Here is a 15,391-nt window from a genome sequence, read left to right on the forward strand (position 1 = left end):
CAGTAATTTTTATCAATTACAAATTAGGAAATTCACCAACGACATCGATACCCATGCTACGTGCTGTACCGGCCACCATCCGCATCGCGGACTCAAGCGTAAAGCAATTCATATCCGGCATTTTATCCTGGGCGATCTCCTTGATCTGATCCCAGGTCACCTTGCCTACCTTTTTACGGTTCGGCTCGGCGGAACCCGACTGAAGCTTTGCGGCTTCCTTGAGCTGTACGGCTACCGGCGGCTGCTTAATGATAAAGTCGAACGACTTATCGCCATAAACGGTGATAATGACAGGAAGTACCTTGCCTGCCTTGTCCTGGGTCCTCGCATTGAACTGTTTACAGAAGTCCATGATGTTCACTCCTTTCGAACCCAGAGCGGGCCCTACCGGAGGCGAAGGATTGGCGGCACCACCTTTGATCTGCAGTTTAATTAACGCAGCAACCTCTTTTGCCATAATTTTCCTTGGTTAATTATTCTTTTTCTACTTGCATAAAGCTCAACTCCATAGGAGTCTTGCGCCCGAATATCTTCACGGAAACCGTGAGTTTCTTCCGCTCGTTGTCCACCGCCTCGATCGTACCCGAAAAGCTTGAGAATGGGCCATCGGTAACCTTGACGGTTTCTCCTTCGAAGAAAGGAACTTCGTTTTCCTCCTCGCTGACGCTCAGTTCGTCGACACGTCCTAAAATCCGGCTCACTTCCTGAGGGCGGAGAGGGGTTGCCACCATGGAAGAAGCCTTCGTGTCTCCGAGGAAGCCTAAGACGTTGGGAGTGTTGCGAAGCATAAACGGGATTTCGCCCACGAGAGCGGCCTCGACCAATACATAGCCCGGATAAGAGACCTTTTCCCGGCTGATCTTTTTACCGTTTTTGATCTGGTAAACTTTCTCAGTCGGAATCAGAACCTGGGAGATATAGTCTTCGAGGTGAGAATTCTGGACTTCCGTCTCGATGTATTCCTTCACCTTTTTTTCCTTACCTCCGATGGCACGGATCACGTACCACTGTTTTTGCTCTTTTTCGCTCATCTTTATCTTTTCTTTACAGAATTAATAAAGAATACTATATATGGCCTTCATGATGTTCTCGAATGCCAGGTCCATCGCAAGAATCACTACAGCGAATAACAGGGAAGCTGTCATAACAATTACCGCTGAATTGGAAAGCTGATTCCAGGACGGCCACGTCACCTTTTGAACAAGCTCGGCGTAGGCGTTTTTAACGTAATTAATAAATCTCATTGTCGTAACGTTTTTAGCACGAGTGGAGAGATTCGAACTCCCATCAACGGTTTTGGAGACCGCTATTCTACCCTTGAACTACACTCGTTTGTAAGGCGGCGCGCCGAACGCGCCGCCTTGAAAGTATTTCGAAATTACTTAATGATTTCGATGATCTGACCGGCACCTACGGTACGGCCGCCTTCGCGGATTGCGAAACGCAGACCTACGTTCAGGGCTACGGGGTAGATCAGGGTAACGGTGATCGTTACGTTGTCACCCGGCATAACCATTTCTACGCCTTCCGGAAGTTCCACTTCACCGGTTACGTCCAGCGTACGCAGGTAGAACTGCGGACGGTATTTGTGGTGGAACGGCGTGTGACGACCGCCTTCTTCCTTTTTCAGGATATAAACCTCGGCTTTGAACACCGTGTGCGGGGTGATCGAACCCGGTTTGGCAACGACCATACCGCGCTTTACGTCTTTCTTGTCGATACCGCGCATCAGCAGACCGACGTTGTCGCCGGCTTCGCCCTGATCCAGCAGCTTGCGGAACATTTCCACGCCCGTACAGGTCGAAGTCATCGACTTTTCGGCCAGACCGATGATTTCCACCGGATCGCCCACGTGGATCACGCCGGTTTCAACGCGACCGGTCAGCACGGTACCGCGACCGGTGATCGAGAATACGTCCTCGACAGGCATCAGGAACGGTTTTTCGTTTTCACGCGGAGGAATCGGAATGTACGAGTCAACGGCATCCATCAGTTCCATGATCTTGTCTTCCCATTTGGCTTCGCCGTTCAGACCGCCCAGCGCAGAACCGCGGATAATCGGGGTATTGTCGCCGTCGAATTCGTATTTGCTCAGCAAGTCGCGAACTTCCAGCTCAACGAGGTCGAGCATTTCGGGATCGTCCACCATGTCGCACTTGTTCAGGAATACGACGATTTTCGGCACGTTCACCTGGCGGGCCAACAGCACGTGTTCGTTGGTCTGGGGCATCGGACCGTCGGTAGCGGCAACCACGAGGATCGCGCCGTCCATCTGAGCGGCACCGGTAACCATGTTCTTCACATAGTCGGCGTGGCCCGGGCAGTCTACGTGAGCGTAGTGACGGTTGGCCGTCTGATACTCAACGTGCGACGTGTTGATGGTGATACCGCGTTCCTTTTCCTCGGGAGCGTTGTCGATCGAGTCGAACGAGCGCAGTTCGGAAAGGCCTTTTTTTGCAAGTACGGTGGTAATTGCAGCGGTCAAGGTAGTTTTACCATGGTCAACGTGTCCGATCGTACCGATGTTCACATGCGGTTTGGATCTGTCAAATTTTTCTTTTGCCATATCTGTAATCTATTTTAGGAATAATTGTTTTACTTCAATTAAAGTTTCCAACACTTTTTGCGAGCGGAAGACGAGATTCGAACCCGCGACCCTTAGCTTGGAAGGCTAATGCTCTACCGACTGAGCTACTTCCGCAAAATCATTTCGTCGATTCTCCGGCGCGAACCGGATTCACTGTGGGCGGAGATGGATTCGAACCACCGAAGTCGAAAGACAGCAGATTTACAGTCTGCCCCATTTGGCCACTCTGGTATCCGCCCAGAATTTTCTCGAAGAACTTTTCGAAACCCGAGTCTCGCTCGTTACACCCTAATAATATAGCGCCGCACCCACTATTGTCCGCCGCATCCGCACGCTCTGTCCGTCGCACCTTCCGGAGCCGATGGAGGGATTCGAACCCCCGACCAGCTGATTACAAATCAGCTGCTCTGGCCAACTGAGCTACATCGGCAGTTTGTCACATTTTAGGGTTGGCAAAAGTACGAATAATTTCTTAATGCACAAATATTACGCACCAAAAAATTAATCCGCCCCGGCAAATCGACGGTCAACTCAAGGCCTGCGTCAAATCCCAAAAACGCAAAATCGGTGTCAAAGGTACAACGGATTTTTGGAATAACGAAATTTTTTATACCAAATACGCTATTTTTAAGCTCAAAATCGTGTCGGTTCCGAATCCCGCCGCGACGGCGCCGGCCGCGAATTTTCATTTCGGTGTCCGCCCGGCCGCAAAACGGCAGTCGGTCGGCAGATCCGTTCCGGATCGGTAAACACGGACGGATAATAAATACCGGTATATTTTTTATCTTTGCTATGTTCACAATCCCATTTTCACCGTTCTAACCCGCCCGACATGAAAAAAACTTTCCTGCTTTTCGCCGCATCGCTTTCCTGCAGCTTACCTATTTTCTCCGCCCGTGCGCAGGTCGCCGACCTGCGGGGAGGCCCGCTGGGGGTCGAACGGGTCGCAGCGAAAGCCAATTACGCGATTTACGAATCCGCACGCAAATCCTCCGCCGACGAAAGTTGCTGGATACGGATCGACCTGGGACGGCCGTATCCGATCGATTCGGTCAAACTGTACCCCTCGTATTCGACAGTTGGGACTACTATGCGCGCCCGGGATTTCCGGTACGATTCCGGATCGAAACGTCCGGCTCCGACGACGCTCCGACAGGCCCGTAACGATCGCCGACCACACCGGCAGCGACTACGAAGCCGCCGCAGTCGACCAGATCGACGTCTTCCGCCCGGCGCACCCTGTTTCCGGCCGGTACGTCGAGCTGAGAGTCACCCGGCTACCCGAACGCGACAACGGATACTATTTCGAACTCTGGAAAATGGAGGTATGGTCGGGCGGCGCCGACGTTTCGGAAAACCGGCTGCTCACCGACTCCGACCGGGGTTTTCTGGGTAAACACCCCTTATTGAGACCGCAACGCCCGATGGGAGAAGTCGCCGTACTGAATTGTCCCGAAAACGTCACTCCGGCGGCAAGCTGGCGGCCGGTCGAACCGACGGCGCGGGTTCCGCGCAGCGGCGTCACCGTAAACGACGGACTGTTCCGCCGAACGCTCTATGCCAACGCCCATTACCTGCTTCAGTCGTTTTCCGTAGACGATATGCTGAAAGAGTTCCGCGAGCGGGCCGGAATGCCGGCGGACGGGGCATTGCGCGACCTGCATACCGAATGGGTCGACATTCTGCCCGGTTCGAAAGCGGGTCGCTTTCTGATGGGCGCGGGCAACCAACTGCGCTGGGTCGAAAACCGCGAACTGCGCGACCGGATGAACCGGATCGTCGACGGCATCGAAGCCTGCAAACAGTCGAACGGATACCTCATGGCTTATCCCGAACGCGATATCCTGCATTTCGAAAACGGAGCTTACTGCCGTTCGTGGGTGACTCAGGGACTGATCGAAGCGGGAATCGCAGGAAATCCGAAAGCCTATCCGTTGCTGCGCGGTTTTTACGACTGGTTCAACGCCTGCCCCTATCTGCCGGAACTGGTCCGCCGCGGCGGACAGGGACGCCAGGGAATCATCGCCAGCACCCGCCTTTATTTTACGCCGGTAGGAAAACCCGAAGACCTGCAAGTCGTGCAGCGTTACTACCAGGAAAATTTCTGGATGCAACAATTGATCGACAAGGATGTCGACGCGATCTGGAAATATCCGTACGACCGTCCGCACTGTTACCTGATCCTGTCGCTGGAATCGTTCCTCGACCTCTACATGGCGACCGGCGACCGGCAGTACCTCGATGCGGCCGTCGGAGGCTGGGAACTGTTCAACGAATATTACGAACATATCGGAGGCAGTATCAGTATCAGCGAACTGTCGCCCTACCCGCCCAAATCCTATCTGCTGCGCAGCGGAACGGGCGAGCTGTGCGGCAATTCGTTCTGGGCGTTCCTGAACCAGCGGTTCCACCTGCTCTACCCCGAAGAGGAAAAATACGTGGCCGAAATCGAAAAATCGATCTACAACGTAGCCATTGCCAACCAGACTGCCGACGGCAAAATCCGCTACCACGCCCGCCTGATAGATCGTAAAGAAGACGGCACGGACGTCAACACCTGCTGCGAAGGGCAGGGGACGCGGCTTTTCGGAGCGTTGCCCGAGTTCATCTACACGCAGGCGGACGACGGCGTATACGTCGACCTATTCGCCGCCTCTTCGTTCGCCTGGGAACAGGACGGGACACCGATGAAACTAACCATGCAAACCGAATTCCCGTACAGCCGGCCCGGAGCCGGGAGCACCCTGATAAATCCGAGATTAAACGAACGACTCGAATATCCGTATCCCACCGACATCCAGATCGAAGTTTCGGCACGCAAAAAAACGCCGTGCAAAATCCGGCTTCGCATTCCATGGTGGTGTAACTGCAACGCAGTCATCTTGGTAAACGGCGAACGGGTAGCCTGGGGAAAACCGGGATCATACGTAACGCTCGACCGGAAATGGTCGGACAAGGACAAGATACAATTTTCGTTACCGATGGCTTTCCGCCTCACCCTGTACAAAGGAAGCGAACCCGATTTCAAAGGCAAAAATGCTTACGCTATCGAATACGGCCCGCTGCTGATGGCCGTTGTCGGAGATTCGGTGCAAAACGGGCGTGTTACGCTACCATTCCCGCCTGAAAAACTATTTGAAAAATTCAAACCGTCGCAAGACGCTCCGCTTCATTTTACCATCGAAGACAGCGGCTTGCGGCTGATTCCCTATTTTGAAATTTCGGACGAATCGTTCACCTGTTATCCTTTTTTGGAAGATTGCCAGATAGAAGGACGGGGCCCGAGAATCGAATCTATCGGACAAATCCTGCCGAGACTGCTCAAAGATTGAGCAACAACAAAACGGCGGCCGGAGATCCGGCCGCCGTTTTAGAATCTATTATATCTTATCATTTCGCAGGAGGAACCAGCGGCAGCGCGAGCCAGGCCAGGTTGATGCCGCGGCCCATGTGTCCGTAATTTTCTCCGGTCGCGCCGTCGTAGAGCATCGCCAGCCGGTCGCCCACCCGGATCACCGACGGCATCCCGATAGCGCCTTTCACCTCTTTGGAATTCTGGCAGTCGATCACGATCGCCTTGTCCTGCGGATCCCACCGATTCAGGTCTTTGGTCCAATACACCCAAACGGCGTCCGTATATTCGCCCCGGTCGGGATGTATCCCGATGTGGTTCGTAAACAGGAACCAGGTACCGTTATCGGGTTCGTAATAGAGCGAGGTGTTCTCGCACTGCTCGGCGGGCGGGAAAATCGGCTGCGGATCGACCGTCCACGCGCTCCCCAGGTCGCGGGTACGGGCGATGCCGACCGTACGGCCCAGTTTACCTTCCTTGTCAAAAGCCGCGGCTCCGAAAAACATCTTGTACTCGCCGTCCTGCTCCACCACATCGCCCGGACTGGCCGTATCGCTGTAATAAGTGCCGGCCTCGTTGGTGAAAGGAATGATGTCGTAACGTTTGCGCCAAGGGCCGGCCGGATGATCGGCCTCGGCCGTCAGGGTCACATAAGGAGTGGCCGGGATGCAGTCGGGAGCGGGGGTACAAAATTGGGTGCCCACGTAGAACATATGCCATTTCGCGCCGTCGTTCACCAACCAGGGCGACGAAGCCGATTTAGAATCGGGGCGTCCCGCTTCGCCGAGGGTCAATTGCAATCCGTGCTTCTCCCAATGGCGCAGGTCGCGGCTGGTAGCCAGGCACGACAGCCACCCGTCCTTGCCGGCGCCGTCGTAATGAAGGTAGTAGACTCCCTCGTGCTCGACCACTACGGCTTCGCGTGCGCCGTAGGTATCGCAACTGTCGGGCCCCGTCCCGCAAGGCATCACCAACCCTTCGTCATCGATCGTCATCCGCAGAACGGCCTGCGAACGCCCGTCCACGTAGCTCTCGGGCGCCGATATTCCTTCTGGGCGGAAACGCCCACAACCCAGACCAACATACAGCCTGTCAAAAATCTTTTCATTTTCCGAATTTTAAAAAGCGGGCCGTACGCCCTTCATTGGGAATACGACCCGCACATTCCTAAAATTATTCCGAGCGATCGCTATTCGATCTCGACCAGTTGGCTGTCAACGGCGACGGTATCGCCTTCGGCCACGAGCACCTGCTTCACGGTTCCGGCGTAATCCGACGTGATGCTGTTCTCCATCTTCATCGCTTCGAGGATCACCACATCCTGTCCTTTCGTCACTTTATCGCCCGGTTTCACCAGCACGCTGAGGATACGTCCCGGCATCGGCGACGTAACCACGTTTCCGGTAATCGCAACAGCCGGCTTGGCTTCGGCCTTCGCTTCCGGAGCCGGCGCGGCGGCGGGCGCAGCAGCGGCCGTCTGGGCGGCTTTCGCGGCTTCGGCGGCGTGAGCGGCGGCATAACGCGCTTTCTTCACGCCCGTCAGGTAATTCTTGGCGACCAGCGGGAAGAGCTCAAGCAACAGCACCTCTTTTTCATTCTCGGCCAACTTGACGCCGCCGGCGTCTTCGAGCACCGGATTCGGTTGCATCTGATATTTCGACGTATCGTACGGGGTTTCCTCGCGCACCCCGGCGATCTTCAGGCGGAATTCGGGATCGACCGGAACCGGCGTTTCGCCGTACTCGCCCTTGACCAGGTTCACGAACTGGTTCGACACGTTCGAATACATCGGCTTACCGTTTTTAACGTCCAGCGCGCAATTGACGGCCTGGGCGCCCACGATCTGGCTGGTCGGCGTCACCAACGGCGGCAAACCGGCGTCCAGACGCACGCGCGGGATCAACTGCATCGCGCTCTCGAGGATCGATTCGGACTTGAGCTGCTTGAGCTGGGCCACCATGTTCGTATACATACCGCCCGGAATCTCGGCCTTCTGCACCAGTTCGTTCGGTTTCGGGAAGTTGAAATACTTTTCGATCGCATGACAGGCGTCGAGCAGTTCGGCCTCGTTTCCGTTTTTAGCTGCGGCAATCGCCCGGTCGAACTCCTTGTCGATGTTCTCAGGCAGCTTGTCGGTCAGCGGGTTGAACGCATTCGGGAAAATCTTCACCGCATCCACCGCATCGAGTTCCTTGCGGATCGTATAGAGTTCCTTGTTGATCTTGGCGACGGCCTCCATGTTGATATCGAGCTCCACGCCCATTTTCTTGCAGAAGATGTAGATCAGTTCGATCGCCGGAGCCGCCGGTCCGCCGGCGAAGTTCCAGATATTCGTATCGACGACGTCGACGCCGGCCTCGATCGCAGCCACGACGGAAGCCAGCCCGTAACCGGGCGTACAGTGCGTATGGAAGTCGATCGGAATCAACAGGTTTTTTTTGAACAGCTTGATCAGATCCGAAACGCGTTTGGGCGGGATCAGTCCGCTCATGTCCTTGATCGTGATCATATCGGCGCCCAGAGCGGCCATCTGCTGCGCCTTGTTCAAGAAATACTCGTCGGTGAAAACCGCTTTCGGAAGTTTCTTCCCTTTCAGCGCGGCCTTGATACGTTCCATCGTCGAGAAATGCGGGTCGATCGTGTAGCACACGGCGCAGTCGGCGATACCGCCGTACTTCTTGATATACTTGATCGTAGACTTCACGTTGTTCACGTCGTTCAACGCGTCGAAAATACGCATGATGCCCAGTCCCGACTCGATCGCATTGCGGCTGAATCCCTCGATGATCTCATCGGTATACGGAGCGTATCCGAACAAGTTGCGTCCGCGGGACAGCGCGGTCAGTTTCGAAACGTCGCCCACGACGGCCTTGATCTTTTCGAGGCGGTCCCACGGGTTTTCGTTCAGGTAGCGCATTACGGAGTCGGGCACGGCGCCGCCCCACACCTCCATGGCGTAAAAATTAGCGTCTTTATAGAAAGGCAGGACGCGGTCGATCTGCTCCTGCTTCATCCGGGTGGCAAAAGCGGATTGCTGTCCGTCCCGGAGGGTCAAATCCCTTATCAAAAGTTTTTGAGCCATAGTTGTTTTGATTAGTGCGATGATTTATAAAGTTAGTTTCCCACTGAGCTGGACGGCAACCGTTTACCGCCCCTCTGTTATAATATTAACAAAGATACGAAGTTTTTGCGATAAAACATAAAAAAATCGTTTTTTTATCTTACCCGGAGATTAATTTGGCAAATCCCCGGTTAATGATTACTTTTAGCGTTCGATTACGCGCTGACAAAATACGTTCAGAATCATAAAATCAGGAGGCTATGGAAAGAAATTACAAATTGCCGAAAGAGGGAGGGCTGGAGCCGGGGGCAGATCCTGCCGACATCATCCGAAAATTCGAAAAAATCTACACGAACATTTACGAGAACGAAGCGAGCGGAGCCATGTACGTGGCTCGGGAGATCGCCGGCTGCATCCGCGAGAAACAGTCGGCCGGAGAGATGTGCGTACTGGGCATGACGACCGGGAAATCGCCGGTGGGCCTGTTCCGCGCGCTGGTCGAACTGCATAAAAAAGAGGGGCTCAGTTTTCACAACGTAGTCATATTCAGCCTCGACGAATTCTTCCCGATCTCGCCGAAGGAGTTGCAGAGCCGCAATTACTCGATGCACGAGAGTCTGCTTGATCACATCGACATCAAACCCGAGAACATCCATATCCCGGACGGGACGCTGCCGCAGGACAAAGTCGAAACGTTCTGCCGCGACTACGAAGCGCTGATCGAGCAGTACGACGGCATCGACCTGATGGTGCTCGGTACCGGCGTACAGGGGCAGATCGGGTTCAACGAACCGGGCACCTACACCAATACGCGGACGCGGCTGGTCGCCCTCGGCAACGAAAGCCGCAAGGCCGCCGCATCGATCTTCTACGGCATCAACTACGTACCGCACAAGGCGATCACGATGGGACTGCGAACGATCCTCGACGCCAAACGCATCATCCTGATCGCGTGGGGCGAAGAAAAAGCGTACGTCGTCAAGGAGCTGGTCGAAGGCGAACGCCAACTGTTGGTTCCGGCCACCTGCCTGCAGGAGCACCAGAACATGGAAGTCGTGGTCGACGAAGGCGCCGCCTCGCAACTGACCCGTATCCGCACGCCGTGGCTGGTCGGACGCTGCCTGTGGCCGAAACGTTTTATCCGCACGGCCGTGCTGTGGCTGTGCGAGCAGGTCGACAAACCGATCCTGAAACTGACCTATCAGGACTATGTGGATAACCGTCTCGGCCAGTTGCTCGAAATCTCCGGCATGGCCTACGACGAGATCAACATCCAGGTATTCAACGACCTGCAACACACGATCACCGGATGGCCCGGCGGCAAGCCGAACGCCGACGATTCGACGCGTCCCGAACGCGCGCAGCCGTTCCCCAAACGCGTGCTGATTTTCAGCCCGCATCCGGACGACGACGTGATCTCGATGGGCGGCACGTTCCGCCGGCTGATCACCCAGGGACACGACGTCCACGTAGCTTACGAAACGTCCGGCAACATCGCCGTGCACGACGACGTGGTGCTGCAAACGATCGACACCGCCCGCGAATGCGGTTTCAAAGACAAATACGACGAAGTGAAAGCGATCATCGCCGGTAAGCGCAAAGGCGAACCCGAACCGTTGGAACTCCGCAAGCTGAAAGGCTCGATCCGCCGCGCCGAAGCGAAGGCGGCCTGCCGGCACATGGGGCTGAACGACCGGACAAATGTCCACTTCCTGAACCTGCCGTTCTACGAAACGGGAGGCGTCAAAAAGGGACTGCTGACCGAGAACGACATTTCGCGCGTCGTAAAATTATTGCAGGAACTCAAGCCCGACCAAATCTATGCCGCCGGCGACCTGTCCGACCCGCACGGAACGCACCGCACCTGCATCGAAGCGGTCATCGAGGCGATGTACCAGATACAGAACGAACCCTGGGTGAAAGATTGCCGGTTCTGGCTCTACCGGGGCGCATGGCAGGAGTGGGATCTGGACATGGTCGACATGGCCGTGCCGCTCAGCCCGGACGAGGTGGTGCAGAAACGCCACGCCATCTACCGCCACCTGTCGCAGAAGGACGTGATGCCGTTCCCCGGCGAAGACAAGCGCGAATTTTGGCAGCGCGCCGAAGAACGTACGCAGAATACCGCCCGGATGTACGACAAGCTGGGAATGGCCGAATATCAAGCGATCGAAGTATTTGTCAGACTGGACCTTTTCAAACTATAAAAAACACAAATCCTTTAATTTATTGAAACCATGAAAAAAATCCTAATCCTGATGAGTTGCGCGGCCTTGCTGTTCTGCGGTTGCAAAGACGACGAAGACAACCAGGCTAAAGTAAGCCGCGAATACCAGACCCGTATCGGTCTCGGACAGGATGGTTATCTCGGAAGTGAAACGAACAATCTGAATCAGCTAAATACGCTGCTCGAAGAAGGTATCGCAAATATCAATAAACAATTCGGAGCCAAATTCACGATCAACGCAACGGGCGACACCGAGGAAGAAGCTTACGCACAGTGCGATGCACAGGCCAAGCAGAAATACGAGGAGCAAAGCGCGTCGATTAAGGCCGCTCTGGTCGCTCTACAAACTTCATTCAACACGAAAAAAGCAGAATTATTACCTTCGTTTACCGAAGACGAGAAAAATAAGTATTACATCAACGACGTCGCGTACGGGATGGTGTCTTATCAAAAAAGCATCGCGATCGCTCCCGGATACGAAGACATCTACATCGTGGAAGACACTGCCAACCAAGTGACTTTCAAGGCGGGAAAGGGCGACGTCCAATAACGTTATTTACAGAATGTCCGGGTTGAGACCCCGTTTATGGCCGGTTACAGCTGCCCATAGTGGTCCAGAACGTTCACAACCGAGAACAAATAAAATATTTTTAATTATGAGAGTCATCATCGAACCCAACGGCGGACAGGTATCGGCCTGGGGAGCCGCCTACATTGCCAAACGCATCAACGAACACAACAAAAAGGAGAAACGGCCTTTCGTACTGGGTCTTCCGACGGGTTCCACCCCGTTGGGCACCTATAAAAAGTTGATCGAATACTGCAAAGCGGGCAAAGTTTCGTTCGCCAACGTCGTAACGTTCAACATGGACGAGTACGTAGGCATTCCGAAAGACCATCCGGAAAGCTACCATTCGTTCATGTGGAACAACTTCTTCAGCCACATCGACATCAAACCCGAAAACGTCAACATCCTGAACGGCAATGCGCCCGACCTATGCAAGGAGTGCGCCGACTACGAAGCCCGTATCCGGGCCGCAGGCGGCATCGATTTGTTCATGGGCGGCATCGGCCCCGACGGACACATCGCGTTCAACGAACCTTTTTCGTCGCTGAACTCGCGGACGCGCGTCAAATCGCTGACCAAGGATACGATCATCGCGAACTCGCGCTTTTTCGGCGGCGACGTCAACCTGGTTCCCAAAACGGCGTTGACCGTGGGCGTGGGCACCGTGATGGACGCCCGCGAGGTGATGATCCTAACGATGGGACACAACAAAGCGCGCGCGCTGGCCGCCGGCATCGAAGGCGGTTACAGCCACCAGTGGACGATCAGCGCGTTGCAAGTACATCCCAAAGGAATCATCGTCTGCGACGAGGACGCAACCGACGAACTGAAAGTAGGTACTTACAAATACTTCAAAGACATCGAGTCGGCGAACCTCGATCCGGCGAAACTGTTCGCATAGGTTCCCCGTTTTACGGCATATTCTCGAAAAGCCTCGGAAACGGGGGCTTTTTTATTATATTTGCGCAAATTAACCGCACTAACACACAGACATGGCAGACGAAAAAATCATATTCTCGATGGTCGGAGTCAGCAAGACTTTCACGAACCAGAAAAAAGTGCTGAACGGCATCTACCTGTCGTTTTTCTACGGGGCTAAAATCGGGATCATCGGGCTGAACGGCTCCGGGAAATCGACGCTGATGAAGATCATCGCCGGGCTGGACAAGAATTTCCAGGGCGAAGTGGTCTTCTCTCCGGGCTATACGGTCGGCTACCTCGAACAGGAACCGCAGTTGGACGATACGAAAACCGTCCGCGAAGTGGTCGAGGAAGGGTGCGCCGACGTGGTCGCGCTGCTGAAAGAGTACGAAGAGGTCAATGCGAAGTTCATGGAGCCGATGGACGACGACCAGATGGCGAAGCTGATCGAACGGCAGGGCGAGCTGACCGAACTGATCGACCACAAGAACGGCTGGGAACTGGACGCCACGCTCGAACGCGCGATGGACGCGCTGCGGTGTCCGGACGCCGACCAATCCGTCAAACACCTGTCGGGCGGCGAACGCCGCCGCGTGGCGCTGTGCCGGCTGCTGTTGCAGCAACCGGACGTACTGCTGCTCGACGAGCCGACGAACCACCTCGACGCCGAGAGCATCGACTGGCTCGAACAGCACCTGCAACAGTACAAGGGAACGGTCATCGCCGTTACGCACGACCGCTATTTCCTCGACAACGTGGCCGGCTGGATCCTCGAACTCGACCGCGGCGAAGGCATTCCCTGGAAAGGCAATTACAGCAGTTGGCTCGAACAGAAATCGAACCGTCTCGCGCAGGAAGAGAAGCAGGAGAGCAAACGGCGCAAAACGCTGGAGCGCGAGCTGGAATGGGTTCGCATGGCCCCGTCCGCCCGCCACGCGAAGAGCAAAGCCCGTCTGTCGGCCTACGACAAGATGCTGAACGAAGATACGAAACAAAAGGAGGAAAAACTCGAAATCTACATCCCGAACGGCCCGCGCCTCGGCGATGTGGTGATCGAGGCGCAGGACGTGTCGATGGGCTACGGCGACCGGCTGCTGTACGAACACCTGAGCTTCTCGTTGCCGCCCGCCGGAATCGTCGGCGTGATCGGCCCGAACGGGGTCGGCAAGACCACGCTGTTCCGGCTGATTATGGGGATCGAAAAGCCGCTGCACGGCTCGTTCCGCGTCGGCGAGACGGTCAAGCTGGCCTACGTCGACCAGCAACACGCGTCGATCGACCCGGAAAAGACGGTTTACCAGGTCATCTCGCAGGACAGCGAGCTGATCCAGCTCGGCGGCCGCAGCGTCAACGCCCGCGCCTACGTATCGCGCTTCAACTTCAGCGGCGCTGACCAGGAGAAAAAGTGCGGCGTGCTGTCGGGCGGCGAACGCAACCGGCTGCACCTGGCCCTCGCGCTGAAGGAGGAGGGCAACGTGCTGCTGCTCGACGAGCCGACCAACGACATCGACGTCAACACGCTGCGCGCCCTCGAAGAAGGATTGAATAACTTTGCAGGATGCGCCGTAGTGATCTCGCACGACCGCTGGTTCCTCGACCGCATCGCCACGCACATCCTCGCGTTCGAAGGCGACTCGCAGGTCGTGTTTTTCGAAGGCGGTTACAGCGAATACGAAGAGAACAAGCGCAAACGCCTCGGCGACGACACCCCGCACCGGGTGAAATACCGCAAACTGGTCGCCGACTAAACACCGACAGCGTATGAAAACCTCACTCGGACACCTGCCGCAGCGCAAAGCGGAGGAACTCGAAATCCTCACAAAGTACATCCGCAGGGCCGTACCGGCCCAAATGGTTATCTTGTTCGGCAGCTATGCGCGCGGCAACTGGGTCGAACTCGACGAACGGTTCGACTACGGGGTTCATACGACTTTCCAAAGCGACTACGATATCCTGGCGCTGGTCGAGCACGGAGTGGAACCTTACGGGGCCGCACGGAAGTTGGATCGTGTAGAAGATGTTTTCGCAAGAAACACCCGTTCGGATACCCCGGTCAGTTTTATACTGGAACATATCCAAACTTTTAATAAATACCTCGCAGAAGGCCGGTATTTCTGGACGGACATCGCCGAGGAAGGAATCATGCTGTACGACAGCGGAAAGTTTACGCTCGAAACACCGTGCGAACTGAATGCACAGGAGTTTAAAGGACAGGTACAGGAATATTTTGAGGAATGGAACGGTCGCGGAGAAACATTCTATAAATACGCTGCCCTAGCGCACTCCAACAAAGATCATAAATTTTCCATTTTCAATTTCCATCAAGCATGTGAATCTTTCCTCCACACGATCAGACTGATCCACACCCTTAAAAAACCGAGGATACACGACCTCGAAAAACTGGTAAAATCCTGTAAAGTGCATACGCCGGAAATCCTTGCATTTTTTCCGACCGACACAGAAGAGAGCAAACGCTTGTTCAAAATATTGAACGACGCCTATATCGCCGCACGCTACGATCCGAAATACACGATCGCCCCGGCGGACATCGACCGCATCCGGCCGCACGTCGAACTGCTGCGCCAGATCACCCGCAACGCTTACGATAAAAAGATCGCCGAACTGGACGCTTTGATCGACAGTTCGCCAACGAAATAAAATTTTAGAAAACACAC

The 15,391-nt window shown here is 55.1% G+C and carries 13 protein-coding genes and 4 tRNA genes; 6 read left to right on the top strand and 11 right to left on the bottom strand.

Going from position 1 to position 15,391, the window contains the following annotated elements:
• Positions 1 to 16 precede the first annotated feature (16 nt).
• The 9 genes from rplK to DW082_RS14320 all read right to left on the bottom strand — a co-directional run bounded on the left by rplK (position 17) and on the right by DW082_RS14320 (position 3,387).
• Entirely contained in the window at positions 17 to 457 is a 441-nt protein-coding gene (gene rplK, locus DW082_RS08495; RefSeq protein WP_055202390.1) for a 50S ribosomal protein L11, read from the bottom strand.
• 16 nt (positions 458 to 473) lie between these two features.
• A complete protein-coding gene (gene nusG / locus DW082_RS08500) occupies positions 474 to 1,031 on the bottom strand; it encodes a transcription termination/antitermination protein NusG (protein WP_101571532.1) in 558 nt (185 codons plus the stop codon).
• A 21-nt stretch (positions 1,032 to 1,052) separates the two neighbouring features.
• The gene (gene secE, locus DW082_RS08505) at positions 1,053 to 1,244 is read right to left on the bottom strand and encodes a preprotein translocase subunit SecE (RefSeq protein ID WP_055202394.1); all 192 of its coding nucleotides are present in this window, start codon (positions 1,242 to 1,244) and stop codon (positions 1,053 to 1,055) included.
• A gap of 17 nt (positions 1,245 to 1,261) precedes the next feature.
• Positions 1,262 to 1,332, bottom strand: a tRNA-Trp gene (locus DW082_RS08510).
• Positions 1,333 to 1,378: 46 nt separating this feature from the next.
• Positions 1,379 to 2,566 (bottom strand): elongation factor Tu, encoded by a 1,188-nt coding sequence (gene tuf / locus DW082_RS08515; RefSeq protein ID WP_101571534.1) that lies wholly within the window; start codon positions 2,564 to 2,566, stop codon positions 1,379 to 1,381.
• 62 nt (positions 2,567 to 2,628) lie between these two features.
• Positions 2,629 to 2,701, bottom strand: a tRNA-Gly gene (locus tag DW082_RS08520).
• A 42-nt stretch (positions 2,702 to 2,743) separates the two neighbouring features.
• A tRNA-Tyr gene (locus tag DW082_RS08525) sits at positions 2,744 to 2,826 on the bottom strand.
• A 117-nt stretch (positions 2,827 to 2,943) separates the two neighbouring features.
• A tRNA-Thr gene (locus DW082_RS08530) sits at positions 2,944 to 3,017 on the bottom strand.
• Positions 3,018 to 3,030: 13 nt separating this feature from the next.
• Complete coding sequence (locus DW082_RS14320; protein ID WP_145996512.1) at positions 3,031 to 3,387, bottom strand: hypothetical protein; 357 nt, start codon at positions 3,385 to 3,387, stop codon at positions 3,031 to 3,033.
• 279 nt (positions 3,388 to 3,666) lie between these two features.
• Between DW082_RS14320 and DW082_RS08535 the strand changes: the two genes are divergently transcribed.
• Positions 3,667 to 5,919, top strand: a complete 2,253-nt coding sequence (locus DW082_RS08535) for a beta-L-arabinofuranosidase domain-containing protein (protein WP_118458218.1) — start codon at positions 3,667 to 3,669, stop codon at positions 5,917 to 5,919.
• A 58-nt stretch (positions 5,920 to 5,977) separates the two neighbouring features.
• On the opposite strand, the gene DW082_RS08540 is transcribed toward DW082_RS08535, so the two are convergent.
• A complete protein-coding gene (locus tag DW082_RS08540; RefSeq protein ID WP_147386994.1) occupies positions 5,978 to 6,934 on the bottom strand; it encodes a hypothetical protein in 957 nt (318 codons plus the stop codon).
• Positions 6,935 to 7,128: 194 nt separating this feature from the next.
• Positions 7,129 to 9,021, bottom strand: a complete 1,893-nt coding sequence (locus DW082_RS08545; RefSeq protein WP_118458222.1) for a biotin/lipoyl-containing protein — start codon at positions 9,019 to 9,021, stop codon at positions 7,129 to 7,131.
• Between the two features lie 239 nt (positions 9,022 to 9,260).
• Here DW082_RS08545 and DW082_RS08550 point away from each other — a divergent pair, with 239 nt between their 5' ends.
• From DW082_RS08550 to DW082_RS08570, 5 genes are all read left to right on the top strand, one after another.
• Entirely contained in the window at positions 9,261 to 11,207 is a 1,947-nt protein-coding gene (locus tag DW082_RS08550; RefSeq protein ID WP_118458224.1) for a PIG-L family deacetylase, read from the top strand.
• Between the two features lie 30 nt (positions 11,208 to 11,237).
• Positions 11,238 to 11,777, top strand: a complete 540-nt coding sequence (locus DW082_RS08555; protein WP_055202406.1) for a hypothetical protein — start codon at positions 11,238 to 11,240, stop codon at positions 11,775 to 11,777.
• A 106-nt stretch (positions 11,778 to 11,883) separates the two neighbouring features.
• The gene (gene nagB, locus DW082_RS08560) at positions 11,884 to 12,696 is read left to right on the top strand and encodes a glucosamine-6-phosphate deaminase (protein ID WP_118458226.1); all 813 of its coding nucleotides are present in this window, start codon (positions 11,884 to 11,886) and stop codon (positions 12,694 to 12,696) included.
• Between the two features lie 91 nt (positions 12,697 to 12,787).
• Positions 12,788 to 14,464, top strand: a complete 1,677-nt coding sequence (ettA, locus tag DW082_RS08565) for an energy-dependent translational throttle protein EttA (RefSeq protein WP_055202410.1) — start codon at positions 12,788 to 12,790, stop codon at positions 14,462 to 14,464.
• A gap of 13 nt (positions 14,465 to 14,477) precedes the next feature.
• A complete protein-coding gene (locus DW082_RS08570) occupies positions 14,478 to 15,374 on the top strand; it encodes a HEPN domain-containing protein (RefSeq protein ID WP_118458228.1) in 897 nt (298 codons plus the stop codon).
• Positions 15,375 to 15,391: the final 17 nt, after the last annotated feature.

It is taken from the genome of Alistipes sp. AF48-12 (assembly GCF_003477565.1).
GTDB classification, from domain to species: domain Bacteria; phylum Bacteroidota; class Bacteroidia; order Bacteroidales; family Rikenellaceae; genus Alistipes_A; species Alistipes_A hominis.

Bases quoted from the DNA above. Each gene is read 5' to 3' on its own strand.
- rplK (WP_055202390.1), bottom strand. From the start codon at position 457: ATGGCAAAAGAGGTTGCTGCGTTAATTAAACTGCAGATCAAAGGTGGT.
- nusG (WP_101571532.1), bottom strand. From the start codon at position 1,031: ATGAGCGAAAAAGAGCAAAAACAGTGGTACGTGATCCGTGCCATCGGA.
- secE (WP_055202394.1), bottom strand. From the start codon at position 1,244: ATGAGATTTATTAATTACGTTAAAAACGCCTACGCCGAGCTTGTTCAA.
- tuf (WP_101571534.1), bottom strand. From the start codon at position 2,566: ATGGCAAAAGAAAAATTTGACAGATCCAAACCGCATGTGAACATCGGT.
- DW082_RS08540 (WP_147386994.1), bottom strand. From the start codon at position 6,934: ATGACGATCGATGACGAAGGGTTGGTGATGCCTTGCGGGACGGGGCCC.
- DW082_RS08545 (WP_118458222.1), bottom strand. From the start codon at position 9,021: ATGGCTCAAAAACTTTTGATAAGGGATTTGACCCTCCGGGACGGACAG.
- DW082_RS08550 (WP_118458224.1), top strand. From the start codon at position 9,261: ATGGAAAGAAATTACAAATTGCCGAAAGAGGGAGGGCTGGAGCCGGGG.
- DW082_RS08555 (WP_055202406.1), top strand. From the start codon at position 11,238: ATGAAAAAAATCCTAATCCTGATGAGTTGCGCGGCCTTGCTGTTCTGC.
- nagB (WP_118458226.1), top strand. From the start codon at position 11,884: ATGAGAGTCATCATCGAACCCAACGGCGGACAGGTATCGGCCTGGGGA.
- ettA (WP_055202410.1), top strand. From the start codon at position 12,788: ATGGCAGACGAAAAAATCATATTCTCGATGGTCGGAGTCAGCAAGACT.
- DW082_RS08570 (WP_118458228.1), top strand. From the start codon at position 14,478: ATGAAAACCTCACTCGGACACCTGCCGCAGCGCAAAGCGGAGGAACTC.